Origin of the sequence: Phaeobacter sp. BS52 (assembly GCF_045040595.1) — a bacterium.
GTDB classification, from domain to species: Bacteria; Pseudomonadota; Alphaproteobacteria; order Rhodobacterales; family Rhodobacteraceae; genus Phaeobacter; species Phaeobacter piscinae.
The window spans coordinates 822,009-845,330 of record NZ_CP090662.1; the positions used below are offsets into that span (position 1 = coordinate 822,009).

The window sequence follows — 23,322 nt, forward strand, 5'->3', positions numbered from 1 at the left end:
AAACGATCCTCGCAGCATGAGGTCGGGGCGATCAGCGGCTCGCGGGCACTATTCGGGCCGGTGTTGAAAAATTCATTCCTGATTGCTATCTTTGAAGTGCGCGTGAGCCTAGGGAAGCCGGTCTTGAGCCGCGAGGGAATTTCCGCCCCTCCACGCGCGTCACTCCCTCACTATGGTCACGTTTTTGCCGCGCAGCAGCTTTGCCCATTTGGCGGGTGTGCTGCGATGGAATGTACTTAGGAAGATCTCATCCCCGGCCACAGTGCGCTTTAGAACCAGCCGCCAGCGCTTCGCGCCTTGTCCTTCAAAGATCAGGCTTTCGGTTCCGGTGCCTGATACCTCATGAGCCACGGCGCCGGTTTCCAGCAGCTCCGCAACGCGTCTGAACTGGTCGGCGGTGGCCTCACCATGTTTGCGCCTGGTCTTCTCGGCTGTGTAATCGGAGAACTGCACCACGCGGGTTTTTGCGCCGATCCGGTCTGCCAGCTCCAGCGGCAGCATGGCGACGGGGGCCGAGCCGGTGGCTGAACCGTCATGGATGCGGCGCACACGCCAGCTTGTCGCCATGTCGCGGGCGGCGGCGTGGGCAATGGCCGGATCGGCGGCGTTCAGTTTGTCTTGCAGGAACTCGGCCATGCGGCGTTGGCGGTAGAGGCCGGGATTGCTTTCCCATCCGGGGTCGATGCCAACCGGGATTTCCTTCAGCTCGCCGGTACGCGGATTGAACACCTCGCGGCTGGGGGTGTCGGGGTTTTCACTGATGCCGATTTCTTCAGCTTCGCGGCGGGTGATCTGGCGAACATGGCATTTGCAACCAAAGCCATTGGGCGGATACCAAACCTGCCAGGCTGGATCATCGACCGGCAACACCATGCCGCTCCGGGCCGCGTGGCTGGGCCGGTGGCGGACGCTCGGGCCGAGCAGATAGACCAGATAGGGCAGGGCGCGCTTGCTGCGCTGGATGCGTTGCCATTGGCCCGCCGCACGGGCCGAGCGCATATTGGCGCGATAGATGGTCTTGAGTCGGCGGGGCGATCCAAGGCGCACTTTCTTCACATCACCGGTAAGCGGATCCACCTGTTCTTTGACACCCCACCAGCCCATGCGGCGCAGGCGTGGGGTCAAAGTCTTCTGGAACTCCTCAAAGGGAATGCCGTTGTCCAGGGCCGTTTGCAGCTCGTCGCGGATGGTTTGCAGGACATCGACCTGCATGGCCTTGGCCACGGTGAAGGCGACGGCGTGTTCTTCAGGCTCAACATCGCGAAAGCTGAAGCTGGGGCGCATGGCCTTATTGCGGAAAAAATCCGCCACCTCAGGCGGCGCGCCGGGATTGAAGCTGTAGCCGGGCCGGTCGCGAAACTCAGCCATCGCTGATGTCTCCCAGGGCGCGGGATTTCACGGCAGATTTGACCAGGCTGTCCAAGAGCGGGCGGGTGTCCATTTTGGGGAATGCATCTGCCAGTGTCGCAAGCGCATCCTCATAGGAGGTGGCGGTCTCCAGCAGTTCCAGAACCGGGGCAACAACTGGCCCCATGATCGCCTCCCAATCTTCTGCCAGTTCGGCCTCCAGATCGTCCAGCGGCGCATAAGGATTGCTTGCACCCGTCGGCGTTTCGGACCGGTTGGCGGCGGTTTCGGTGGGCGGCGCTGACTGCACTGCATCTGCGGCGTTGGATTTCGCCCGTGATGGCGTCAGGATCTCATCACCCGCATCGGGTTCAGAATAGCCAAGCTTGCCCCGCACCTCGGACTGGCGCACCCGAACGCCCCGATCCACCATCTCAGCGGTATGACGCAGGATCATGTCCACGTCTTCGATCTCGTCAATCGTGATCACCAAGCGTGGATATCGCTTCTGCACTCCGAAATGCAGATCTACATAGGGCTTCACCAGATCCCGGTTCAGAGTGGTGGTGACAGATTTGGCATCGGCCTTGGCAACGTCGTGGCGAACATCGTTATGAACTTCCGCCTGGGCCATGGATGAGCCATTGTCTGAGGTCATGGTCTGGCCGAGCACGGCCTTTGATGTCTGTTCATCGACCCAGCGGGCAAGGCTTTCAAACACCTCGGCACTGGCGCTGCCGCTCATGGCCTGCACAAACTCAATTTTCATGGCCTCTGGGATGACTGCCGCCGCGTCGGTGCCGATATTGGCAACGGCCTGAAACAGCACCTCGACGTCGTCGGGCGTGGCACTTGGCCCATATTTCCCAACACGCAAGGGCAGACCGTAGGTTTCTGCAAAGGCCATCCAGTCTTTCACCGTATAGGCTTTGCACATCCAGCCAAAGGACACGAGCCGGGCCAGACCGCCCCGGATCGGCAGACCGGACTTCAGTTTGGCCTGGTGGGAAATCCACTTGAACGGCTCCAGCTCGACGCCGTCGATCATATCCCGCTCGTCCAACATGCGGATCTTACGACCTGTTTCGCGGTCTACAGTGAAGAACCTCGGGTCGTGATGTAAGAACTCTTTGACCCACCATTCTGTCTTGCTCCGGTCCCAGATAATTTCCGTTTGGGAGAAGCCCTTTCCGAGCGCGTCCAGCATATCCTCAATCAGGTCGGAAAACCCGTCATGCTCTGCAATGTTATCGCGGACGGCGTCGGCCATTTTTTCGTCCTGAGCGTCGCCGGATGCCGGAGTGACAACGGGATCAACCCCTGAAATCGCACGTTTGCGGATGCCCAGGACAGAACCATAGTGCTGGTCGCGTTCTTCCATTTCCTCAGCCAGGACAAGATAGTCCTGAATATTGCCCTCATTGGCCGCCAGTAGAATCCGCGACAGGCGCTGCGGTGTCAGACCGAGTGCGACCGACGGCGCCCATGCGTTGCGGATAGAGGTGATCCCCGGTTCGGGCACCCGCTGCGTCAGGCTCTGGAGTTTGATCGGGCGCCCATAGGCATCAAGCAAGCGGGGTGTCATCACCAAATTCCTTTTCTGGCATTAAAACCTGCGGTCAGGTTGATCAGCCGTTTTGTGTGTTTGTCGCCGCCGGGTGCGACGGGGCGATAGACCAGCGGCTGGTATTCGGTTTCTGCGGCTTCGCAGGCCAGGGCTGCCGCCCAGAAGCGGTCGGCGTGGCCGTCGGTGTCGGTGTCCGCGACGAGGCGCCGGATACCCGTGGGGCCGGTCACAGATTTGATGGCATGAAGATCCGCGCGCAGCTTGGGGTCGCCTTCGGGGATCAACATTGAGCGATCCTGAAAACGGTCTTTCATGCCAGTGGCCAGATCCAGCTTAACCGGCGCGCTGAATAACACGCCGAGAACACGGTCCTCGCCGTGATTGCGCTTGGCATCTTCCACCGGCTTTTCGCCCATTCCGGTCTGATCCATGCAGCAGCGCGCCACCCGGTAGCGGCGGAACACATCTGCTAAAAGCTGGTCTTGCCGCGCAAAGCTGATACGGCGTTCGGCGATGACTTCGCGGGTGATCAACTGGCCTTCGACCAGTTCCATCAGCCAGATCACAAAGAGGTCGTTTCGTGCCGCGATATCAACGCCGACGTAGCAAAGCCCGCCACGATAGAGCGCAGGGTGACCGGCGCGCACATCTTCACAGGATGAAATCAGATCGTAGTCCAGCCAGGCCGAGGCCGCGTCCAGCCATTTCAGCTCAAATTCTTGCGCCCAGGCGTCTTCGTCGGACATACCGGCGCGCAATTCGTCAATATCAACGTCCAGCCCCTGTTTGACCGCCTCGTAGATATCGACGTGGTGTTTAGAAAACCCATTGTTGAGCGTGGTCATCAGCTCATGGAACTTGTTGCCCTTGCCATTTGGGGTGCTGATCACCCGGATCTTATGGCCACCGCGCGCGGCGACCGGAAAAGCCGACCCCCAGATCCGGCGGCTGTCGGCGTGAAAGGCAAACTCGTCGAACAGCATGTTGCCACCAAAGCCACGGGCGGCGTCAGGTGAGGCGGAAATCGCTGTGACGCGTGAACCACCCGGAAATCGGACTTCCTGCGCCTTGTAGGTTGCCGCCTCAACATCAATCAGATGGGTTGCGCCGTTCTGGACGACTTCGCGTTTGTGGGCCGGGACGTGGAAATCTTCCTCGGAAAACTCTGGCCGACCCTTGCGTGCCAAGGTGGAGAGGGCCGCGTAATAGCCCTCAGTCATGGGTTTTACAGCGTCTTCAATGGCCTCTTTGGCAGTCGCTTCAGACCGGGAAAGGATCGTCCAACGCGTTTTGCGCCCTTCAATCTCGGCATCAACGCAGTCGCCCACGATTTCGCCGCCCGAGCCGAATGTCTTGCCGCCCCGCCTGGTAAACATGCCAATTTTGAAACGGGATGTGTTGGCGATCCACGCCTTCTGGTAGGGCAGGAAATCAATGACCGGCCCAACGCTAACCGCCATTTTTGGCCTCGGGCGCCTCACGCAGTGCAATCAGGTAAGGCTGTTCTTTGTACCACGCGATTGTGCAGTGCTTTTCAAGGTGAACGAACCTTTCGCGCCGCCCAAAGAACAGAGCAGCAATAGAGGGCCACATCGGCCCCTTGCGCCAATTGTAGTCACCGACCAGGACAACAGTTCCAATTGCCATATCGCTCATCAGACAAACCCCATGATTTCGCGGGCCTTCTGTGCGGCCTCTTTTTCCACGTCTCCGGCTTCCACCGCCTCATCCAGTTTGCGCGCCATTGCGTCGCGTTCGGCCTTGGCGATTTCATCACGCAGCGAGGTGCTGCGGATCAGGTTGTTCAGGGCGGTGGTCAGATCCTTCAGCCCGCGCGGATCGGGAAGCTGATCGGGATTGGCCATTGCCATCTGCAACCGCCATTGAATCGTGGTGAGCTGCTGGAACAGGGCCGAGGTGACGTCGACCTCATCTTGCAGGCTGGCCTCCTCAAGAAAGGCGCGGATTTCGTCCTGGGCCTGTTCCTGCATCTTGGCGTAGTCGCGAAACTCCTGCCCGTAGGCGTGAACGGCGGACTTGCCGATCCGCATTTCCAGCCCGGCGTCTTCAAGGCGAAAATTCAGCGCCTCGGTGACTTCCTCATAGTCAGAGAAACCACGCGCCTTCAGCTCATCTTGCAGCCAATGGCGCATCTCGCTTGGCAGTAGGTCGATCTTGCGGGGTGGGGGCATGACTACGGCCCAGGCCGGGGGCGTTGGACGCCTGAATGGCGCGCTTTGCCTTCGGCGATCTCAACACCGCGACTGGTCGCAGTGGCAATGCGAAATAACCCGTTATCAGTGACACTGGCCAAGCCCTGTTCGCTCAGCCAGTCCAGCTCGCCCATGACCTGGTCGCGGGTGGTAGCTACCCCGTAGCTATTGCAGACGTCCACGAGGATGGATGCGTTGGACGTATATTCCGGGCTGTCTGACAGGAATTTTAAAATTGTCAGGCGACGGTGTTTGGACAGGGTGTCTTGGTATGCGCTCATGGTCTCTTAGGTCCGATTAGATGGTCTTCGTGTCGGCTGACGATGGTTTCAAGGCGGGCCATAATCTTGGCGTTGCCGTCCATCACAGCGCGGATTTCAGCCAGCGATCCTGTCTGTTTGACCAGCTCCAATTGCAGGGCGTGAATGTCGCCCGTGCCGGGGAGGATCTGCACCGTTTGCTCAAGTGCCGCGATACGGTTTTCGTGGCGGTCCATCCGCTTGGATCCTTCTTTGAACCGTTCGTCGGTGTCTTTCTGGCGGGTCGCAAAGAACGTGTAGATGATGGCGCAAACCGAAATTCCGAGATTGGTCAGCTTTAGAATGGTCTCAAGATCCAGGGTCACCGTTTCTGCCCCGCTTCCCACCAGTCCATCACGGCTTGATTGTCCTCTTTCGGCTGCGCCTTGGCGATGTCATCGCCCGCCACGCCGCCCTCAGCGGCGCCGGGCGTGTCATGTCGTAGAGCGTCGATTGCGCTGATGTTTTCCAGAACCTGCGGCAACAGCGCGGTGCCCTGGCTCAACGATTGGCGGAACTGCTGCGACTTAACCTGAAACCGCCCGCCGAAATAGAAGGCGACGATTGTTCCTGCCAGCCACCAGAGCGGATCAGGCACCAGGGCCAGCCCTTGCATCCGGGCAGCAAACCAAAGCGGGTCGAACATGGCCGAGGCAAAGAGGGCAAAGGTGGCAATCACCATCAGAGGGCGCGGCAGGCGGTTCATGCCGTCCATAAACCGATCAAAACGCCCAAGGGCGGGTCGGCTGAACTCGGCGCCATGTTGAGCCAGCGCGGACTGCACGTAAGCGGCGTCGCGCTGTGCGCTCGCCTCAGCATGTGGGCGAAATACGCCTGCTGTTTCGGCGATCACATTGCGACCACCGCCAAAGAGCCATTTCAAAAACTGCATATCTTGCCTCCTAAGTCGCAGCCAAACCGATGCGTAAACTGCGAAACCTGCCAATCGCCCGGCGCGCTTATCCCCATGCCGCTGTCCGTTGCTGGAAAGCGGTGTTGTTCAGGTGGTAGCGGGGTGAAATGAACTCCTCGGCGCGTTTGATCCAACCGCCTTTGCCGCCCGCGCGGGTCCGGACAAACCTGCGTGATGCAGGCCGACGGTCGGCGAGGCGCAGATAGTAGTCCCGGCGGGCAATACCGTAGGCATCGACCAGATAGTCCCCGGCCTTTCCATAGGCCCGGTGGGCTGCTGCGGCGGTCTTGGGACCAAGTGCGCCATCGACTGTGACCGGTTCCTGAAAACCCGCCAGCAGGCGCTGGAGGATCTTTATGGCATTGGCACCGGCATTGACCTGCATGTCAAAAACACTGGCTTGCAGCGCCTGCGGCAACAGGTCGATCCGGGGTTTTGTGAAATAATGCCGGATGAAAATCTCAACGGCCTGCGCGCGGCTCAAAGCGCGCACATCCAACACGTCAACATCGCCGTCGCGGTCTAGGTCCAATCCCAGACGGCGCATCGTATGGATGGTCACGCCGTAATTGGTCGCGCCGCCGGGGTCGGCAGGATCATTTACGAACCCGCCTTCGCGCGCGACGATTTCCTCTGCAATAGTTTGGACTGATGGCATGGCCGGTGGCTCCGTCTGTGTAAGACAAAACTACCTGTGACGCTGGGTGATTGCCGTCCCGCCGGGTGTCGGGGGCAATGCAATACTAGATGAAAAAGTCGCCTTGATCGTCGTTGCGTCTGCGCAGACTGGCCGCGACACGCTCGACGGTTCGCAGGGTCACGTCAACCTCGGCGGCGACCACCGAGTGACTTTTACCTTGGCCCAGCAACATGGCGATCCGCTGGCGGCGCCCGGCTTGACCGCCAAAGTTTCCGGCGGGGACAACCAGTTTTCCGCCGCCGAGTAGTTTGTACAGGCGGAGCGCATCCTCTGCGCCCACCAGTTCCGCAAGGCTGGAGCCTGCTTTGTTCGAGATATAGACCTCACGCCCGCCCTTCACCTCTGCCAGGCGCACAGCCAGATCAAGACTGATTTCCTCGGCGATGTAGGACAGAACACCGGGCAGATATGGGCGAAAACTGCGGCTCATCGCTGATGGTCTGACCAATCAAAGTCGATGTCCTGGCGGTGGCCCCAAGACTTCAACGCCTGAATGACCTGGTCGATCTGTTCAAGATCGCGGAGCATATCAACGTCAGCGGGCACCGACTGCCAAGCGGAGCCAAATCGTTTGCGGATGAATGTGTTCAACCCCTTGCGGCTAGGGTCACGCAATGCGTCGGCCTCACCGAGCTTTCGCCAAAGGACATGGACCAAACGCAGATCAGCGCGGGGAGCTTTCTTGTGGCGGTGGTTCCCGGCTGTCGCGTGTTTGAAACCATCGCTCCTAAGGCGCTTTAAAACGCTTTTTAACTCGGCCTCGGTCATGTCTTTCATCGACGTTTTGCCCGTGACGGCCAGTTGCAGGCCGCGCCGTGCATCGCTGTCCATGCCAAGCTGACGGCAGCCGATGTGGATCTTCTGTTGCAGGGCGCGGCTCATCACACAGCCTCGGCTATCGGGGCGGCAACGGGATGCTGGACAAGGTCGTCCCGCATCCGTTTGTCGGCTTGGTTCATTTCCTCACGGGCCATTGCGTCGAATGCTTCAGGCGCGATCTTGGCAATCTCCGCCTCACGCCGCAGAACGACCAAGCTATTGCCCAGGACCAGATTGGCACGCCGCATTTTGGTGGCATAGCTGCTGAATGCACTGTGCAGCGCGGTTTGGATTTCGGATTGGGTCATTGCCATCGGACGCGCTCCTATGCCTTGGCCAAGTCAATCGTGATATGTTCCCAAGGCGCATCGACGCTGGGCCGTTGGTAGCAACGCGTATAGCTGGCGGTGCCGACAACGCGCATGGCGTCTTTGATGGCCGTCATTGCCCGTTTCCAGCGCTCATCGGTGATGTCGAGCCGCAAGAGCATCATCACCTCACCGCGATTGATCTGGCCGGGCTTCTCGGTGTTGAACGCACGGGTGACGATGGCGCGCAGTTCTGCCGGGGCATCTGCGGACCATTCGTTTAGGCATTCGTCCAGTAGTTGCTTGGCCACCTGCAATTCCGGGCCAAAGTCGATCTTATCGGCGACGGACACGGTGATTTTGAACAGACCGTCAAAAGAGGTCAGGGTCATATTGCCCTTAGCGCCGCCAAGCTGTGCGCCGTATTCCTGAGCCAGCAGGGCCTGCAAATCGGCAACATCGCGGCCAGTATGTGCCTTGAAACGGGCGACTTGGCTACGCAGCGGCAGGGCGTAGCTGATGATCTTGCGGACGGTTTCGTCCTGGAGCTTATCGCGGGCGCTGACCGTTTCCAGTGGCACCAATTTGCCCTTTGCGTCGGTCATGTATTTGTTGCCATTGGCCTCAACGATGCCGTCGGGGATGTCTGCTCGTTCGAGGGAGGTGGTCTGGACTTGGGTCATTGCAATCGCTTTCTTTCTGGGGGCTTGGGTTCAGGTCGGGCTATGCGCCCTCTGGGTCCAGCACGTCGGCCAGGCTACGCAAGACGATGCCTGCGTGAACTGGATCCTTGATCATGATGGCGTCTGTAAGCGCGTCGGCGGTGCCGGTGGGAACGTGTGCGCCTGATACGAGGTCATTCACAGCGGCGCGCACCTTCTCAGGTGTTGGGCGGCAAAAGGGGCGCTGAGTGATCATGTTTCACCTTCTGATTTTATGAACTTCGGGCAGGCGCGACATGCGCGGGTCATGCGGACGCGAAATGGGTTGGAATGGGACCAGGTCTCAGCGCGGCGGCGATGGTCGAGGCAAGCCGCACTCGCTATTTCCACCTGTAAGGCCGGGCACTGCACCGGTGCGTTCATGAAGACATCACGAACCGTAGATTCAATGCGGACCATATTCCCGGCATAGCGGTTGCGGATTGCTTGGCTGACGACCGTGGCACTCAGGCCGAGCTGCTTTGCGACCACGTTTTGCGAAGTGCGGTCGCATTCGGCGATCAAGACGGCGATCCACTCCGGCAAGGTATTGCCCCAACCATCTTGGGCAAGGATCAGGCGGTCGCTCATCACAGACGCCCCCCTGGTGCGTAGACGATCTTATCGTCGTTGCTGTCCACGACCACCGTCATGCTCCGTTTTATAGGGGGTAAGGGGCCTCTATCTTTGATGAGCCGTAGGGGCGTTTCCTCGCCCAGCCCGCGATTGTTGGCGGCGGCGCGTAGGTATCCAGCCAGCCGCAGGGTACGGCAATAGGCCAGAATGCCTTTCTTTGAGACGTCAGGCCGCGCCGGTACGAGGGATGCGTATAGGTCAATAGGGCGAAAGCGCTTCTGTCGACGAATAGCCGTCCACATGATGCCTTCCAGGCTGTCGCGTTTGCTCTTGGAACTGTCACGAACCTCACTTGGCAGCTTGGTTGTATAGAAGGTTTCACCGTTGCCGCGCCCGAACACCCGGACGGCTTGAGCTTGCTTAAGGCGCTGGAAGAACCGCGTTCTGATAGTCTCCGATGCACAGACGTTTTTCAGGTCCGTGACGGTGAAATACGCAAGGTCATTGATATACTTCCAGATCTGCTTTTCTTCAGGAGAACGCGGTTCTGCACTCGGTAGCTCCAAATTGCGCGCGTCGTTTTCATTCATGGACGCGATCAGCGATGCAAGGCGGGCTTTGGATCGTTCTGTATCCCGTTCGTGCTGGTCGCCATAGGCTTCAAACCGCCGGGCTTCCTCGGGATCAAAGACGGTATAACAGGTGGCGTACCCGTCCTTGCCGCATTCGCGCACCACACCTTGGCGCTGGAGCGCGCGCAGGTAGTTTTGACGGGTCCACTCGCTGGCTCCGCAGTAGGTTGCGACCTCTGCATGGGTGAAACGCAGGCGGGTGCTGATGTAATCAAGGATTTCCTGTTCAGCGCTGTTGTTGGCCACTGCGTTCACCATTTCAGCCCCCGGCGCGGAGCTGGGGCCTCGTTGGCCATGAACTCGATACCGCCCCACTCATCAGCCCCCATGGATTTCAGACCAAGCTTGATGGCTTCTTCTTTGACCTGGGCAATGTTCACCACCATCAGGCGCGGGTTGCCGGTGTTGCGTTCGATGATAGACCCCAGCAGATCGTCGCGTATCTCAACGCCTGCCGCGTAGATAGTCGCCAGCAGGCGGGCGTCTTTCAGGGACGCGGGTTGCGCGGCGACGTAGCTCAACACTCGGCTGTCGATGACCGGGAACTTTTTCAATTTCTGAGGGAAGCTCTCGTTGCCAATCATAACCACCGGCGTGTCTGATCCGTCATGCAGATCACGGATCAGTTCAATGACACCGCGATTGAGCGCGTAGTCGGCTTCGTCCACAACCAATGTACGGCCATTCAACGCCAAAGCTTCGCAAGCTTGCAGGGCCATGTCTGGGATCGTCTTATGGGCTGACACGCTCAGCTCTCCGAGCAGCCGGGACAGAAGTGTTTTCTTGGTCCAGTCCGCCTGCATGGAGATATGGATTACGTCAAATTTAGACGCGCAGTAGATGGCCCCAAAGGTCTTGCCGTAGCCGGGATGGCTATAGAAAACCGCCAAGCCGGGAACGCCAAAGGCACGGTCCTGTAGCTGGTTCACCAGCGTTGCCAGTTTCGCGACATTGGTCAGCGGCTGGATGCTATTGCCAACCTCGATAAGCTGTGACATCGTTTGCTCCTACTCAATATTGACCGTCGCCTCGGGGCCAGCCGGGCGGCGGTTTTCTTATCCGGCGCTGTTGCTGCCGAAATCTCCGAAAATCGCCGAATATGCCTTGTATTCAGCGTGTTCTAAAAACCCCTCCAGCCAACCGGCTTCGGCCTCACCGACAGGTTTTCCCTGCCGCTGTCGCTGTGCGATGTCTTCGGCCTGGCGGAACCGCTCCTCGGGGCTGTTGGCAACCGAGAACCCGCTATCCTGCGGTTCTGGTTTGGCCGGGGTCTTGGCACCCATCTGCAAGATAAGTGCCTCTTGTTCGCGTTCCGCCGCTGGGTCCATGTGATCGCGGAACGTGGTGACCGCAGCGGGTTTGCGGAAAACCGGCTTCACCACTTTGGCCTCCAGATCTGCCAGGGCCTCAGACGGCAGCGGAGCCGAGTTGGTCATGTCAGCGGCAAGTTGTTCGACCGGGACGGGTCGTTGCAGCTCAGCCAGGGCTTTTTCCGCTTTGACGATCTGGCGGTTGCGGCGGGCTGTTGACCGCGCGCCGTCCAGATCGAAGAAACCAACCTTCTGCTGGCATTCGGCAAAGCCCAAATACTGACCGTCGAGCGCTGAAAGATGTACGCCGCTGTGCAGGTCTTCGGGGTCGAAGCGGATGATCACTTTGCGACCCGCTTCCTGGCTCATCCAATCGCAATGGTAGACATTGCCGTGCAGGGTGAGCTTGCCGCTGTCCTTGTGCAATTTCCCGTCTGCCTGGCCCATCAACCAAAGGTGCCGTTGTTCTTCGGTCGCCTTGATGATCGGCGCGGTCGCATAGCTTTCGGCAAATGTCTCGTCAAAGGACCGGCCCTTAGCGGTATCGGATCGGCGACCCGTGCGGGCGTTGTGTTCGGCAATACCCTCCGCCAGGACTCCCAGAAACTCAGCGGCCTTGATTGCCCGGCTGCCGTAGTTTTCCGGTTTGGCGTCGGGCCGGTTGCCGACATAGGCGCCTGCAAAGCGCACATCCTTGGCCACATCACTTGCCAAATCCCGGAACGCGCGTTCAATGGGTTTCGCCTGACCGTGGCCCGGGTTGGCCCAGTGCATGTTGATGCCGAGCAAGGGCAAAACACCAATGGGATCGTCTTCCCGGACTTTGAAACGGAACCGGGTTGGCGCGCCTGCTGTCATCCATTTGTTGGCAAATTCGCGCCCGTTGTCGAACAGGCATCGTTTTGGAATGCCCCAGTTGTCGACCAATTCACCAAATGCGGCCATAACCATGACTTTGTTCGGGTCGTGATCCACGCGCCAAGACAGGAATTTGCCGGAGTAAAGGTCTTGAAACACCACGATTTGGGGGCGGTTGACGGTGCCGTCGGGCCATTTGACAAAGACGTCGATCTTGTGACAATCGGCGTTGACCGCTTCCAGCGCATGAAGGCTCGACCGGTCACGAATTTGTGCAGGGTAGCAGCGCATCAGGCCATTAACGCCCTCGCGGAGATAGACTTGCGTTGTGCGTGGCACCTCGGCATCTACCCAGCGCTTTGCGGTCTTCTCAATCGGGATGGGCCATCCCATCTGGCCCGCTTGGCGCTCGGCCATGCGGTAGCATTGCGCAAAGGTAGGGCGTTCGGGACGCAGCCAAGCGCTCTTGAGCCAATCCATAAACGGCTGATAGGCGGTGCGATCTGCCTGTTGGGTGCGTTTTTTCGGCGCCTTGGGCGCGACGAATGCAAGCCGGTCCTCTGGTGCCACACCGGCGACAAGGTCGATCCAGTTATAGATCGTCCGGGTACTGGACCCGATTTCTGCGGCGACAGTGTCGACGGCGTGGACATGGCCCGCACCGCTGGTGTGAAGCAATTCAACCTTGGTGATCGCATCTAGGCGGCGCGCGGCCTCGTCTTTGGATTTCTGGGGTAGGGCTGCATAGGAGGCCCAGGCGCTGTTGCGGTCGAGCTTTTTGACCGGGCGGCTGGCGTCATGCTTGATCAGTTTAGCACGTGCGGCCAGCGGCAGCACTGACCAATGATAGAGTAAACCACCACCGCGACCGACCTTGCGTTTGATCGCACCGGGCACGTCCCGCCAGCCTTCACGGTCGGCTTTTGCAGTCACCCCCCGTGCAGTGCCAGGAATGCCGGGCAGGCGGGCCGCAGCCAGCTCAGCCACAGACCACCATTCCTGTTTGGGCGAGACGGGCGTTGTCATACCTTTGCCTCGCCTTTGGCGTCTTCGATCAATTCAGAGAGAACGTCGCCGTACTGCGCGACAAACTGACGGCGCGCTTCTTTGCTGGCGCGGATGAACGCGTCTGCCAGCTTTGAAAACTGTTGTTCAACCGGTGTTTTAAGCGCAGCGCCTGGGGCTTTTTTCCGGTCTAAAACCTCTTTAGCGGATTTGGCGGTTCCATCGCCTAAGGCAGCGCAGATGGCGGACCTGTCCGCTTGTTCGCCGCATTTGGCTATATGCTCTAGGTCTTTGAACTGGACCTTTTGCGGGGCGTCCCGGAGCTGGGCGATTTCACTAGGTGAGAGCTTTTCACCGACGCTGATCAGGCGTTGCATCGTTTTTTGAGACTTACCGAATGTCTCGGCTGCATTTGCCGTGAACGATGCAAGCGACATTTTGTCGTTTGCATCCCAGCGCCCGTGTGCGCCCGCTTTTCCGCGCGCAGTTTCGGGGTTTTCCCTTTCATAGAGCGCTTTGTGTGCGGCCAGAAACACGGCCATATCCAGCGGCGTCAAAGGCGCGCTTAGCCACATTGGCGTCCACCTCAATACGGATCGCCTGATCATTGGTGCATTCGCTGACTTTAACCGGCACCTCGGCTAATCCCGCCTCTTTCGCAGCGGTCAAGCGGTGCAGACCGTCCAGCAGGCGATAGCCGTCTTTGACACGGCGGACCAAGAGCGGTTGCAGGATGCTGCCCACCTCTTGGATAGAGGATACGATACTTTTAACCGCTGTTTCAGAGGCGGTGCGCAACCGTTCCTCTACCTGAATATCTTCTACGGGTAGGGTTTGAATTTGTTGCCAGATAGGTGGGGTCATTGGGGATGCTCCATCGTAACCGAGGGTCGAGTTTGTTGGCCTGTCGTTCTGTGCGACATGGCCGATGAGGTCGCGGCGCTTCGCCTTGGCCGCCTGGCCTGCGTGGGTCAGCGCGCCAGGCATCAGGGACGCCCGCTGGTTTCGAGTTTCAGAAGGTCGGCGAGGCACTCCAAAGAACCGCGACCATTTAGGTGGGCGACAAGGTCGGCGACGCACTCTTGAGCCGTGCCGACCTCCTCTGCGGCGCGATCCACAGCGTCAGCCAGTGCCCCGGTGTCGCGGCGTCCAAGGGCTCGGGCCGCTTGATGGGCCGTAAGCGCTTGTTGCAGTACCGACCGGCATCGCGCGTAGTTGGCGGCGTGTTTTGTCAGTTCATTGGCCAGCCGGTGCTGAGGAAATTGGATCAATTCAAAGTCAATCGCGCTCATTGCAAAAGGCTCCAAAATAGGAGGGCGGCGGGCAGCACAAAGACACAGGCTGCGCCGATAAGGTCGCCCCAGAAGTCAAACGGGTTAGGGAAGTAGTGTTTAAAACCGTCGCGCAACCTTCGCTGCACGTCTGCTGCGTTGCGCTGAAAAGCCCCCAGCGGCGCATCCCCATGGCCGCTGGGGTAGTTACCCGAATTAGCGACGAGGACATTGCCGCCGCAGGCTATCGGGGAAAGAACCTCAGGCGTTCTCATGTCCGCGCACTCGCGCTCTCGGCGCTTAACGCAATGTCCTTTGCCGTGAGTTGCTTACGGGGGCGGTTTGGACTGTGCAGTGCGTCAATGTAACAGTCTTTGCCTTGCAGGTGAGGAACAACATCTTCCTCAGGTCCATCGACCTCATAGCCCAAGGTATAGAGCACCAGTCTTATGGTCAGGGTTGAAGGTGTTCCTTGCTGCTCAGCAAGCTTGCGTAGCCACTTACCGGTCACGCCGCATGAGCGGCCCAACTCGGCATAAGAGAGTTTTCCCAATCCTCGGTTTGCGGCTGAAAACTCTCTGTTCAAGAGTTTGGCAAACTGTCGGCCGCTCATCTGAGAAATAATCGTATTCGGCGTCATCGCATCCTCCTGTAGTTCGATACGATAGAACTAAACTTCTATCAACTCAACACCGGAAGTCGACATTATAGAATTATAAAGCGATTTATTTGCGGTCAGACCCACTCCCAGGGGTTTATATTCCCGATTGCGGGAACTATAATTCCCTGTATGATGAAAACATGGTTGGACCGATTGATAGAAGCCAAGCGGCGAGTGGTGCGGGCATTGAGTTGTGGCGCAAACGCCTGAGACAGGCGTTGGATGACCGCGGCTTGGACTACGGAGAGATCTCAGTAGCAGCGGGTAATAACGACGAGTACGTTAGCAAGGTCCCTGAACGGTCGCTTTAATCCAACAGTGGCAAGAATTCTGAGAATCTGCGAAGTCGCAAATATAGAGATGGCGTATCTTTTTTCAGATAACCCCTCCGCTGGCGAGCGTGAGGTTATCTCAAAGTCGAGTGACCTTACTGAGAGTGATGCCGACTTAGTCAGCCGGTTGGTCGCAAGTTCCCGATCTCTCTGACAGAGCGGTTTCTATGGCGTCTCTAAACGCCTCTATTCCTTTTCCTGGCTTGACCGCATTCTGCTCAGCTACGCGCTTAAGAATGAGTTCGAGGGTGCGAGCCGTTATTCCGTTGCTGTTCATTGTCTCGCCTGGTCCAGAAAAGTATTACTTGTGATAATACCGTAATGCGGTATTAAGTATGGTCATTACATATGTAGCGTGTGTGTCCAATATGATTAATGATATAATGAGGGTGCATTTGCGTACCCTGGAAGAGATTTCGGACAAAGGCTTCTCGCTCGGTGTTGGCTTCGACGGCGCAGAACCTGTGTTCATGAAGTCTACTTACTCAAGGGAGTGGATCGATCACTATCTAGTTCAACGATATTTTGACCTAGACCCCACCATCCACTTTGGCAAATCTGCAACTGGCTTCACGACGTGGGAGGATCTGAGACGGCATTACCCAACTTCCAACAAATTCTTCGATGATGCGGCCCGTTTCGGCCTAGACTGCGGTAATACACTGTCCATCCACGTCGATGGTCAGGTATCCATATTAAGTTGTTCAGGGCCGAAATGGGGAGATACGGAGCGTCGATTGGCGAAAGCGGCGCTCTATTCGATCCATGCCGTTCACCATCGTGAGTCCTGCCGGTATACGATCAAAGAGAAGTCAAAAGATGTTATCAGACTGATGTGTACAGGATACCAGGACCGGGAAATTGCAGAGAGGCTAGGAGTCAAGCTTGAGACAGTTCGGCAACGAAGGCAAACTGCGATGCAGGCTGTCGAAGCGACATCTACCGCTCAGCTTATAGCACTTGTGATAAAATATGGCCTGATTTAGCGCTTATCGATTCACAAGATTGTCGACCGGATGAACATGGCGTTTCTATTAGGAGAACGCCATGAAGCTACATGTTTTTTCGTTTGCACAGAGATCGAGTTATACAGGGATTCTAGAGGGTTTTTTTGCCCTTAGGAAGCGCAAGCTGGTCGACGAGCTGGGTTGGGCGCTAGCGCACGACGGCGGGCTGGAGAGCGACCAGTATGACAGGCCGGGTGCTGTGTACTCTATTGTCACCGATGACGACTGTGTTGTCGCCGGTGCGCGGGCGTTGTCCTGTGGCGCAGCCTATGGCCATTGGACCTACATGTTGAAAGATGCAGCCGATGGGAAGTTGGAGGGTATTCCTGACGGGTTGATGGACGTTTACCCGACGGATCACTCCGCGTGGGAATGTACACGCTTTGTCACCGACGACAGATTGGCGGAAAATTCTCCTTCTAGCGTCGAAGCTAAGTTGGTTGTGGCTGGTTTGTGTCGGGGCACACATTGGCTCGGGGCTACCAGTCTACTGTCACTTTCGCCCCGAGCACTCGGCGTACTACTTAGAAGGTTTGGATATAGGGTTCAAAGGCAGGCGAACCGCTACTTGTGTGAAGATGATCAGCGTGAATACTGGGCATTTGTGATGGGCTGCGATCCGTCTGTGAATGAAAAGCTATTCTTTACGTATGCTACGCCAACAGCGCTTGCCAATTCATCGGGGCGGCATGATTTGCGCGTACAGCCTCTGATTCGTTGTCACCAGGAGCGAGCCGATGTTGTCTAGGATGTGGCGAAAACTGCTCTCAGGTTCAGCGAAGCTGTCGCTAATCGAAAATTTGATATAATGGCGCCTATTGTGAGGAGTGAGTGAAAGACAGCGGCCAGCCCACAGCGGAAATGTTCTGTGCGATCGCAGCATCAGAACCTGCCGTCAGGCGGGAGCAGTCGTTCTCAGCGATCACCTCGAATGGCTACTACGCGCCAGAAAAGAAAATTTAAGTTTTAACGGTTTGATAGAAAGTGGATGGCTTTCAACAATTCGTAGCGGTTCTTCAAGAAAGCGTGTCGAGATCAGATTCAGCGAAACAAGGCATATTCAGTAACTCAGTAACCATACTTTTCTTTTCTATCTCGAAACGCTTGTGGCCCACCCTCCATGACCTCTGTAATTTTATCGCAAACCTCTTTCGTGTCGATTGCCCCACCACAGGCAACATCTCTCTTTGCGTTATCATTTACATCTAGGCCAAGCACGAGTTCCGAAGAGCCGTTGACAACAATGTTTGCATTATGGCTAGCAAATATGATCTGCCTGTTTTGTTTGGCATCGTGTAGCTTTTCGGCGAGGTCTGACACAATCTTATTGTCGAGATCCCCTTCGGGTTGGTCGACGAGAAGTGGTCCGCCAGATTGTTCCAGCAACATGAACAATAGCGCAGCCGCCCGCTGACCCTCAGATGCTTTTTCGAATGATATCTTTCGATCTCCATCACAGTACAGCAAAGAGATATCATCGCTTGGAACAGCAGTTGCAATAGCTTCCACGCGCGGTAGGTCCATCAACTCAACACAGCGCTCAATCGCCCTTGGTGTTGCCCCGGTTGCTTCAGCCAGCGCCTCCATTTGTGGCGGCTTGCCACTTTCAGATTGCGAAAGGATATTCCAGCGCAAAGCGGCCAATGCATCGGCCCTCAATCTGTCAAGGGACGACCATACATCTGAATCCTCTAAGCACTCATCCGTCCGTTGAATTCTCGTTGCTTCTTTAATGCCTGCCTTGGCGGTTATAATCTCAACTGCGTCATGAATAGCGCTCCAGTTCGCGTTAGCCTTAAGTCGGGCCTCTATCCTTTTGTCAGATAACGTCTCGATCTTGTCGGCCCATTCCCTCGTCTTCCCGCCCTTAAGTGCAACAGAAGCTTTCAATTCGTCGACTGCTGACCTTAGCTTTTCAAACCATTCATCAGCTGAACTGGTTGTGACTGACAGTTCAGAAATTTGTTTGCGAATACCCTGGAGTTCAACTTGGAGGTTGGAAATCTGGGCCGTAGCTGATCGATGTTCCGTGAGTTTTGCCATGGCCGCGTCGCGTGCGATTTTCGCACCTTCTAGAGCACGGGTTATTTCTTTCCCATCCTCGCCTATCGCATCGCGATGCTTACCCAGTTCAATTCCAAGCGCTTCAATTCCGGTCGAAAATGCACTATTGAACTCAGAGTAGGCCTTTTGAAAACTAGCCGCTTCAGGAAGTGTGGAGGTCAGATCAACAGGTGCGCGCGAAGTATGCCAAAGCTGTGTGACTTCTTCCATAACCGCAGCCACTTGTGCAGTCGCTTGTTGCCGCTTAGCGTCAAGAGCGGTCAGGCTTTCATATCGAGCAACTGTTGCCTTGTCGGTCTCAGACAATTCTGGAAGGGTCTTCTGCAGCGCTGCAATTCGCTGCTCCAATGAAGTCTTCGACGCATTGAACTTGCTTATCTTTGCTTCAAGTGCCCACGCCGAAGAAAGTTTTTGGATAGCCTGCCGGATCACCAACTTGGCTGAATCAATTTCTGCATTCAGTCGTTCATCTTCGCGCTTATACTCCTGATCTACAAACTGCAGAAGATCAGACATGTGGGTACGCTTCCCTGCTTGCTTCCCAAGTTCAGAGAGCTCTCCCTGACTATAAACAACTGAGGGTAAAAGCGCTCGAAGCTCTTTTGTGCTGAGCATCTGTGTGGACCCATCTGGGTAAGTCACCTCAGGTTGGTAGGAATTTGCACCATTTCGGCGAACTTTGAATTTTGCTCCATCCTGGATGACATCAATCGATAGTGTGGCACCCTTTGAAATAAGTGTCTGCAAGATCAGTTCTTTCAAGCGGCCAGCCCCAGAGAATGAATCCTTCGGCAAATCATGACAGCTGCGCCCCAGCCCGAACGCAATATACTCAAGCAACGTGCTCTTGCCGCTGCCCCTTCCACCGATGAAGGAATTAAGCTCTGAACTGAGGTCGGTCTTTCTATCAGTTAGGATTTCCGAGCCGCTAACCTCCACAGAGTTAACGCTGAGCGTAGGAGTTTGAGGAAGTTCAATCGCGACACGTGACCGATGCCCCAGTAAGGCTTGTCGAATTGCCTCAGCAGTAGGTGCGGCTAGTTTAATCCAACAACTATTTGTTCCAATCTTAGAAAAGTCTGCTGATCGTCCATCTGATGTGGGTAAGGGATAGACGAAGCGATTTCCCCAGATGTCTTCTTGACCTGATAAGCGCCTCTTGTTCTTCCCCTTTATAGTTTTAATATTCTGCCCTGAGTCGAGATAACCTCCTACGTAGGACATTTTCTTGAAGTCAGCGTGAGATCCTTCGGTTAGTACGGTGTGCTGACCTCCCTGAGAAACGTTCGGCAGGATGATATATCTACCCTGAAGCTCCTGGACTAAATCGAGCCGGGAAGAGATTTCTGGATATGGGAAATCAAGTTGCGTGACACGGGGCCCTTGCTGGCCACTTACATTCAAGGATGGGATTGTGATCCCCAACTTGGACTGAGCTTCAGTCCGCCATTCTTCCGACAGGTCTGCGTCAAAAAGGATTAAACATTGCACACCATGTCGGCAGGTCAGTTCCATTCCTGGAAACAGCCATAGGTCAAAGTGAGTATCCTCAGATAACCGCTGAGCAATAGCCGCCTGAACATAGGGTATCATAACCATTTCGTGGTGATCAGTTATCGCAATCGCTCGTAGGTCTCGCTTCATGCAGGCATCTACGAATTCAAGCGCCCATGCTTTCCGCGCATCATCAACTTGAGTCTGCGTTGCAGGTCCGAGATCAGTTTCGTCGCCCACACCGATCGGCCTTTTTCCCTGCCAGTTGGGGTCGCGTGGAGTATGGAGCTGGAAGTCACATTTCCGCCAAGAAGCAAACTGCATAGTAAAATTCTCAAATTCTGAAATTAGCGTTGTCATCGATCACAGTGATTTCGGGCAACCTATCGACTTAGTCTGCTATAGGGAAGGTTGTGTTGTCAGCCACTTGAACTCATGAGCGGCATGTTTGGGCTGACCCGGTTCCGAACGGGGGTCACAGTTAGTAACTTTGCAGCGGCAGCTTCCTGCGCAGTACTGACGTTGGGCCTAAAAAACTGCGCTTGCGAAGAATTTCGGCGAAGTGTGCAAGTCGGTCAGAATCAGTTCCAAGTTAAGGGCTATGGAGAAGACAGCCGTGTTTAATCATCTATTTGATTTTATGTAGCTAATTCCGTTCTAGGAACTGACCCTTCCGATGGTGCGCTAGTTCCAAGTTCGGTGGACCACATGGCGGTTAGAAACTTAACATAAGTGCTCTTATTGGGTTTGTGCTGCGCTGCTGTGGTGGCGCCGCTTTGGCTGGGGGGCTGTGCCCTCACAGCCTTACAATAAAGGCAGACAGGGCAGGTGGGCGGTGTTGTGCGCTACGATGGGGAGCCTGGGCAGCATTGAAGCAGGTAGCCCCGGATAATTTGAAACTTGAACTGTCTCAGTTTTCGACATCAGCTCTAAATTCGCCCGATTTTTAAGTTGTGCAAGACAAGCGCCATTTTGGCCCGAGCCTTTAAAAACCCTCTTGGAAGCCCAATTTTTTATGCCTCATCCGGGTTTGTCCGGCTTCACCCGGATTCTTCCGGTTACTGCAATATTAAGTGTCTCCTAACATCCGTCAGAACCAGTTCCAGGTTAAGGGCTGTGGATAAGACCGTTGTGTTTGATCATCTATTTGATTTTACATAGCTAATCCCGTTCTAGGAACTGACCCTTCCGATGGTGCGCTAGTTCCAAGTTCGGTGGACCACGTGGCGGTTAGAAACTTAACGTAAGGGCCCTCATTATGTGCGCCAGCTGCAAAGCATCAGCCAGCGCATCAAGGACACAGCGGTTCAATCTGTCTGGTGCCACGCAGACCTTTGGGGTGAATAGCTGAACTGGGAAGATGCAGGACGAAGCGTACGCTGGGTCAATCTCGCTGAACGACTGCTTTGGGTCGCATCAGGATTGTGGCGATCAGCGCTCCCAATATGAAAGCAAATGCGAAGAAGTAGGGTGAGTACGGCGATAGCAGCCAGCCGTAGGCGGCCAAGAAGCTCATTCCTATGAACACTGCAAGACCACGAACGGCCAGCGCGAACACAGTAATTTTGAAAGGTCTTAGCTGCCAGCCATTGCGTTTCCATTTCCACGTGAGGCGCGCTAGAAGCGACCAAGTCACAACCCACCAGAGCACTGACAAAGCGCTACCCATAGGTGAACCCCAAACCCCGGCCATCTCAAATCTGAGTTTTTCTATAGGCGTCGCGGGGCGCTTGGAAAAACCATAATTTATGTGCATGTATTCTGGATATGCGTCACGGGGCGGCCTGCCTTCTTCTTCAATTATTCTGCCCCGCGCCCACTGTTTGTCGTCGGGCTCAAGAACAACGCCCTGCAATTCGTCGTAAATCCGGCAACCTGGTGGGCTGACTGATCTGTCGCATTGGATGAGTAATGCCTCTGACTGCGGCGTTGCCGCAAGCAAATATCCTTTGCTATCAAAGACTACTACTTGCGAGGGATCAGCGAAGAATACGCCGTCGCCGTATAAAACGGCGAACTCAACAACGCCAAATTTTGGATGTTCAATCCTCTCGCTTTGGCCAAAGTAGGGCGAATGTGCTCGGACGGGTGATGAAAACCCAAACCAAAAGAGCGTTGCGAAAACGGTGATGGATAATCTCAATTCAAAACAAACCCTAGCTAAAACCCTCGAATTCAAAGTTAGCAGACATTGGCGTTAAGCGCAGCATCTTACGGTTTGGGCTCTTGGACGAAGCCGCTCGCGCGGCATTGGCGCTTGTGGCTGATGTTTCGCATTGTTCCTGACGTCGTGCATTTTGTGAACTGATGAACCTGTCTGACGATTGGGGCTTTCTCAGTCGACAGAGGAGGTTTCCATGACAGAGGAGAGAACAACCCCGCTTCGGGAGCGGATGATCGAGGATATGCGCATTCGGGGTCTGGGATCCCAATCTCAGCGAGCGCATATCCGGGCGGTGAAGGATTTCGCCGGGTTTCTGGGGCGCTCGCCCGATACGGCCACGACGGAAGAGCTTCGCGCATACCAGCTTCACATGACGGATACCGGGGTCACGCCCTCGGTCTACAATGCCCGCATTACCGCGCTACGTTTCTTCTTCTCGATGACCTGTGGACGCGAGGAGATGAAGCGGTACATGCAGTTCCGCACGCAGCCGCGCAAACTGCCCGCGGTGCTCAGCGCCGAGGAAGTTTCCGAGCTTCTGGCGGTCGCGCCTGGGCCGGGGCTCAAATACCGTGCCGCGCTCAGCATTTCCTACGGTGCAGGTTTGAGAGCTTCCGAGGTTTGCAATCTCACCACTAGCGATATCGATAGCGACCGGATGCTCATCCATGTCGTGCAGGGCAAGGGGCGGAAGGATCGCAAGGTGATGTTGTCGCCCGATCTGCTCGATCTTCTGCGGGACTACTGGTGCGAAGCACGGCCAGAGGGTTGGCTGTTTCCCGGCAAGCCAAAGATCAACCCGATCTCGCCCCGCCAGTTGAACCGGGCTTTCACATCGGCCAAACGCATGGCCGGAATCGACAAACCTGCGACGCTGCACACCCTGCGGCACAGCTTTGCCACGCATCTCTTGGAAGCGGGGACAGATGTGCGGGTGATCCAGGTGTTCCTTGGTCATGCCAAACTGACGACCACCGCCCAATATACCAAAGTCGCCACCAAGATGATCCGGGACACAGCCAGCCTGTTCGAGGCGCTCAAGCAATTGAACCTGCGGACCCGTAACAAGCGACCGGGGTGA

General features: G+C 56.4%; 28 protein-coding genes. 3 read left to right on the forward strand and 25 right to left on the reverse strand.

All coding sequences use genetic code 11. The features are described 5' to 3' along the window. Positions 1-159: 159 nt before the first annotated feature. The 23 genes from L0Z65_RS04050 to L0Z65_RS04160 all read right to left on the reverse strand — a co-directional run bounded on the left by L0Z65_RS04050 (position 160) and on the right by L0Z65_RS04160 (position 15,159). Positions 160-1,368 carry a phage minor head protein gene (locus L0Z65_RS04050; RefSeq protein WP_405110998.1) on the reverse strand — a complete coding sequence of 403 codons (1,209 nt, stop codon included), beginning with the start codon at positions 1,366-1,368 and terminating at the stop codon, positions 160-162. Then, positions 1,361-2,932, reverse strand: coding sequence for a DUF935 domain-containing protein (locus tag L0Z65_RS04055; RefSeq protein WP_405111001.1), 1,572 nt, complete (start codon positions 2,930-2,932; stop codon positions 1,361-1,363). The genes L0Z65_RS04050 and L0Z65_RS04055 overlap by 8 nt, the downstream gene beginning before the upstream one ends. Continuing rightward, complete coding sequence (locus L0Z65_RS04060) at positions 2,932-4,374, reverse strand: terminase large subunit domain-containing protein (RefSeq protein ID WP_405111004.1); 1,443 nt, start codon at positions 4,372-4,374, stop codon at positions 2,932-2,934. Before L0Z65_RS04060 ends, L0Z65_RS04055 begins: the two co-directional genes overlap by 1 nt. Continuing rightward, positions 4,364-4,570: a hypothetical protein gene (locus L0Z65_RS04065; RefSeq protein WP_405111006.1), complete on the reverse strand. Its 207-nt coding sequence runs from the start codon at positions 4,568-4,570 to the stop codon at positions 4,364-4,366. The genes L0Z65_RS04060 and L0Z65_RS04065 overlap by 11 nt, the downstream gene beginning before the upstream one ends. Then, positions 4,570-5,106 (reverse strand): phage protein Gp27 family protein, encoded by a 537-nt coding sequence (locus L0Z65_RS04070; RefSeq protein ID WP_405111009.1) that lies wholly within the window; start codon positions 5,104-5,106, stop codon positions 4,570-4,572. The genes L0Z65_RS04065 and L0Z65_RS04070 overlap by 1 nt, the downstream gene beginning before the upstream one ends. A 2-nt stretch (positions 5,107-5,108) precedes the next feature. Then, a complete protein-coding gene (locus L0Z65_RS04075) occupies positions 5,109-5,408 on the reverse strand; it encodes a hypothetical protein (protein ID WP_260079489.1) in 300 nt (99 codons plus the stop codon). Continuing rightward, complete coding sequence (locus tag L0Z65_RS04080; protein ID WP_405111012.1) at positions 5,405-5,752, reverse strand: DUF2730 family protein; 348 nt, start codon at positions 5,750-5,752, stop codon at positions 5,405-5,407. Before L0Z65_RS04080 ends, L0Z65_RS04075 begins: the two co-directional genes overlap by 4 nt. Then, positions 5,749-6,318, reverse strand: coding sequence for a holin family protein (locus L0Z65_RS04085; protein WP_096706369.1), 570 nt, complete (start codon positions 6,316-6,318; stop codon positions 5,749-5,751). Before L0Z65_RS04085 ends, L0Z65_RS04080 begins: the two co-directional genes overlap by 4 nt. 67 nt (positions 6,319-6,385) lie before the next feature. After that, positions 6,386-6,997, reverse strand: coding sequence for a holin-associated N-acetylmuramidase (locus tag L0Z65_RS04090; protein ID WP_405111015.1), 612 nt, complete (start codon positions 6,995-6,997; stop codon positions 6,386-6,388). Between the two features lie 85 nt (positions 6,998-7,082). Then, complete coding sequence (locus L0Z65_RS04095) at positions 7,083-7,469, reverse strand: hypothetical protein (RefSeq protein WP_405111018.1); 387 nt, start codon at positions 7,467-7,469, stop codon at positions 7,083-7,085. Continuing rightward, positions 7,466-7,921, reverse strand: a complete 456-nt coding sequence (locus L0Z65_RS04100) for a gp16 family protein (protein WP_405111020.1) — start codon at positions 7,919-7,921, stop codon at positions 7,466-7,468. Before L0Z65_RS04100 ends, L0Z65_RS04095 begins: the two co-directional genes overlap by 4 nt. Continuing rightward, positions 7,921-8,172 (reverse strand): hypothetical protein, encoded by a 252-nt coding sequence (locus tag L0Z65_RS04105; RefSeq protein WP_405111023.1) that lies wholly within the window; start codon positions 8,170-8,172, stop codon positions 7,921-7,923. Before L0Z65_RS04105 ends, L0Z65_RS04100 begins: the two co-directional genes overlap by 1 nt. Before the next feature lie 11 nt (positions 8,173-8,183). After that, on the reverse strand, positions 8,184-8,849 hold the full coding sequence (locus tag L0Z65_RS04110) for a DUF3164 family protein (protein ID WP_405111026.1): 666 nt from the start codon (positions 8,847-8,849) through the stop codon (positions 8,184-8,186). Between the two features lie 40 nt (positions 8,850-8,889). Continuing rightward, positions 8,890-9,084: a hypothetical protein gene (locus L0Z65_RS04115; RefSeq protein WP_061047874.1), complete on the reverse strand. Its 195-nt coding sequence runs from the start codon at positions 9,082-9,084 to the stop codon at positions 8,890-8,892. After that, entirely contained in the window at positions 9,081-9,458 is a 378-nt protein-coding gene (locus tag L0Z65_RS04120; protein WP_405111029.1) for a hypothetical protein, read from the reverse strand. The genes L0Z65_RS04115 and L0Z65_RS04120 overlap by 4 nt, the downstream gene beginning before the upstream one ends. Then, a complete protein-coding gene (locus tag L0Z65_RS04125; RefSeq protein ID WP_405111032.1) occupies positions 9,458-10,321 on the reverse strand; it encodes a hypothetical protein in 864 nt (287 codons plus the stop codon). The genes L0Z65_RS04120 and L0Z65_RS04125 overlap by 1 nt, the downstream gene beginning before the upstream one ends. A gap of 5 nt (positions 10,322-10,326) precedes the next feature. Then, the gene (locus L0Z65_RS04130; RefSeq protein ID WP_052463855.1) at positions 10,327-11,073 is read right to left on the reverse strand and encodes an AAA family ATPase; all 747 of its coding nucleotides are present in this window, start codon (positions 11,071-11,073) and stop codon (positions 10,327-10,329) included. 57 nt (positions 11,074-11,130) lie between these two features. Beyond that, entirely contained in the window at positions 11,131-13,269 is a 2,139-nt protein-coding gene (locus L0Z65_RS04135; RefSeq protein WP_405111035.1) for a transposase domain-containing protein, read from the reverse strand. Further along, on the reverse strand, positions 13,266-13,805 hold the full coding sequence (locus L0Z65_RS04140) for a hypothetical protein (RefSeq protein ID WP_405112621.1): 540 nt from the start codon (positions 13,803-13,805) through the stop codon (positions 13,266-13,268). The genes L0Z65_RS04135 and L0Z65_RS04140 overlap by 4 nt, the downstream gene beginning before the upstream one ends. After that, complete coding sequence (locus L0Z65_RS04145; protein WP_405111038.1) at positions 13,753-14,235, reverse strand: ParB/RepB/Spo0J family partition protein; 483 nt, start codon at positions 14,233-14,235, stop codon at positions 13,753-13,755. Before L0Z65_RS04145 ends, L0Z65_RS04140 begins: the two co-directional genes overlap by 53 nt. Beyond that, a complete protein-coding gene (locus L0Z65_RS04150; RefSeq protein WP_405111041.1) occupies positions 14,235-14,540 on the reverse strand; it encodes a hypothetical protein in 306 nt (101 codons plus the stop codon). Before L0Z65_RS04150 ends, L0Z65_RS04145 begins: the two co-directional genes overlap by 1 nt. After that, positions 14,537-14,794: a hypothetical protein gene (locus tag L0Z65_RS04155; RefSeq protein ID WP_405111044.1), complete on the reverse strand. Its 258-nt coding sequence runs from the start codon at positions 14,792-14,794 to the stop codon at positions 14,537-14,539. The genes L0Z65_RS04150 and L0Z65_RS04155 overlap by 4 nt, the downstream gene beginning before the upstream one ends. Further along, positions 14,791-15,159, reverse strand: coding sequence for a hypothetical protein (locus L0Z65_RS04160; RefSeq protein ID WP_405111046.1), 369 nt, complete (start codon positions 15,157-15,159; stop codon positions 14,791-14,793). Before L0Z65_RS04160 ends, L0Z65_RS04155 begins: the two co-directional genes overlap by 4 nt. Positions 15,160-15,895: 736 nt before the next feature. Here L0Z65_RS04160 and L0Z65_RS04165 point away from each other — a divergent pair. Both L0Z65_RS04165 and L0Z65_RS04170 read left to right on the forward strand, forming a co-directional pair. Then, complete coding sequence (locus L0Z65_RS04165; RefSeq protein ID WP_405112448.1) at positions 15,896-16,498, forward strand: autoinducer binding domain-containing protein; 603 nt, start codon at positions 15,896-15,898, stop codon at positions 16,496-16,498. Positions 16,499-16,559: 61 nt separating this feature from the next. Further along, complete coding sequence (locus tag L0Z65_RS04170; RefSeq protein ID WP_405111049.1) at positions 16,560-17,267, forward strand: acyl-homoserine-lactone synthase; 708 nt, start codon at positions 16,560-16,562, stop codon at positions 17,265-17,267. Between the two features lie 320 nt (positions 17,268-17,587). Here the strand turns inward: L0Z65_RS04170 and L0Z65_RS04175 are convergent, their stop codons facing one another. Further along, a complete protein-coding gene (locus tag L0Z65_RS04175; RefSeq protein WP_405111052.1) occupies positions 17,588-20,437 on the reverse strand; it encodes a TrlF family AAA-like ATPase in 2,850 nt (949 codons plus the stop codon). 1,024 nt (positions 20,438-21,461) lie between these two features. Continuing rightward, positions 21,462-22,220 (reverse strand): hypothetical protein, encoded by a 759-nt coding sequence (locus L0Z65_RS04180; RefSeq protein WP_123618695.1) that lies wholly within the window; start codon positions 22,218-22,220, stop codon positions 21,462-21,464. Positions 22,221-22,434: 214 nt separating this feature from the next. Between L0Z65_RS04180 and L0Z65_RS04185 the strand changes: the two genes are divergently transcribed. Further along, on the forward strand, positions 22,435-23,322 hold the full coding sequence (locus tag L0Z65_RS04185) for a tyrosine-type recombinase/integrase (RefSeq protein WP_405111055.1): 888 nt from the start codon (positions 22,435-22,437) through the stop codon (positions 23,320-23,322).

What these genes read in the sequence shown, in the direction of transcription:
- L0Z65_RS04185 (WP_405111055.1), top strand. Translation starts at nt 22,435, where the DNA reads ATGACAGAGGAGAGAACAACCCCGCTTCGGGAGCGGATGATCGAGGAT.
- L0Z65_RS04130 (WP_052463855.1), bottom strand. Translation starts at nt 11,073, where the DNA reads ATGTCACAGCTTATCGAGGTTGGCAATAGCATCCAGCCGCTGACCAAT.
- L0Z65_RS04085 (WP_096706369.1), bottom strand. Translation starts at nt 6,318, where the DNA reads ATGCAGTTTTTGAAATGGCTCTTTGGCGGTGGTCGCAATGTGATCGCC.
- L0Z65_RS04135 (WP_405111035.1), bottom strand. Translation starts at nt 13,269, where the DNA reads ATGACAACGCCCGTCTCGCCCAAACAGGAATGGTGGTCTGTGGCTGAG.
- L0Z65_RS04155 (WP_405111044.1), bottom strand. Translation starts at nt 14,794, where the DNA reads ATGAGAACGCCTGAGGTTCTTTCCCCGATAGCCTGCGGCGGCAATGTC.
- L0Z65_RS04150 (WP_405111041.1), bottom strand. Translation starts at nt 14,540, where the DNA reads ATGAGCGCGATTGACTTTGAATTGATCCAATTTCCTCAGCACCGGCTG.
- L0Z65_RS04105 (WP_405111023.1), bottom strand. Translation starts at nt 8,172, where the DNA reads ATGGCAATGACCCAATCCGAAATCCAAACCGCGCTGCACAGTGCATTC.
- L0Z65_RS04090 (WP_405111015.1), bottom strand. Translation starts at nt 6,997, where the DNA reads ATGCCATCAGTCCAAACTATTGCAGAGGAAATCGTCGCGCGCGAAGGC.
- L0Z65_RS04145 (WP_405111038.1), bottom strand. Translation starts at nt 14,235, where the DNA reads ATGCCTGGCGCGCTGACCCACGCAGGCCAGGCGGCCAAGGCGAAGCGC.
- L0Z65_RS04070 (WP_405111009.1), bottom strand. Translation starts at nt 5,106, where the DNA reads ATGCCCCCACCCCGCAAGATCGACCTACTGCCAAGCGAGATGCGCCAT.
- L0Z65_RS04060 (WP_405111004.1), bottom strand. Translation starts at nt 4,374, where the DNA reads ATGGCGGTTAGCGTTGGGCCGGTCATTGATTTCCTGCCCTACCAGAAG.
- L0Z65_RS04050 (WP_405110998.1), bottom strand. Translation starts at nt 1,368, where the DNA reads ATGGCTGAGTTTCGCGACCGGCCCGGCTACAGCTTCAATCCCGGCGCG.
- L0Z65_RS04065 (WP_405111006.1), bottom strand. Translation starts at nt 4,570, where the DNA reads ATGAGCGATATGGCAATTGGAACTGTTGTCCTGGTCGGTGACTACAAT.
- L0Z65_RS04055 (WP_405111001.1), bottom strand. Translation starts at nt 2,932, where the DNA reads ATGACACCCCGCTTGCTTGATGCCTATGGGCGCCCGATCAAACTCCAG.
- L0Z65_RS04110 (WP_405111026.1), bottom strand. Translation starts at nt 8,849, where the DNA reads ATGACCCAAGTCCAGACCACCTCCCTCGAACGAGCAGACATCCCCGAC.
- L0Z65_RS04175 (WP_405111052.1), bottom strand. Translation starts at nt 20,437, where the DNA reads ATGACAACGCTAATTTCAGAATTTGAGAATTTTACTATGCAGTTTGCT.
- L0Z65_RS04165 (WP_405112448.1), top strand. Translation starts at nt 15,896, where the DNA reads ATGAGGGTGCATTTGCGTACCCTGGAAGAGATTTCGGACAAAGGCTTC.
- L0Z65_RS04170 (WP_405111049.1), top strand. Translation starts at nt 16,560, where the DNA reads ATGAAGCTACATGTTTTTTCGTTTGCACAGAGATCGAGTTATACAGGG.
- L0Z65_RS04160 (WP_405111046.1), bottom strand. Translation starts at nt 15,159, where the DNA reads ATGACGCCGAATACGATTATTTCTCAGATGAGCGGCCGACAGTTTGCC.
- L0Z65_RS04115 (WP_061047874.1), bottom strand. Translation starts at nt 9,084, where the DNA reads ATGATCACTCAGCGCCCCTTTTGCCGCCCAACACCTGAGAAGGTGCGC.
- L0Z65_RS04075 (WP_260079489.1), bottom strand. Translation starts at nt 5,408, where the DNA reads ATGAGCGCATACCAAGACACCCTGTCCAAACACCGTCGCCTGACAATT.
- L0Z65_RS04120 (WP_405111029.1), bottom strand. Translation starts at nt 9,458, where the DNA reads ATGAGCGACCGCCTGATCCTTGCCCAAGATGGTTGGGGCAATACCTTG.
- L0Z65_RS04100 (WP_405111020.1), bottom strand. Translation starts at nt 7,921, where the DNA reads ATGAGCCGCGCCCTGCAACAGAAGATCCACATCGGCTGCCGTCAGCTT.
- L0Z65_RS04095 (WP_405111018.1), bottom strand. Translation starts at nt 7,469, where the DNA reads ATGAGCCGCAGTTTTCGCCCATATCTGCCCGGTGTTCTGTCCTACATC.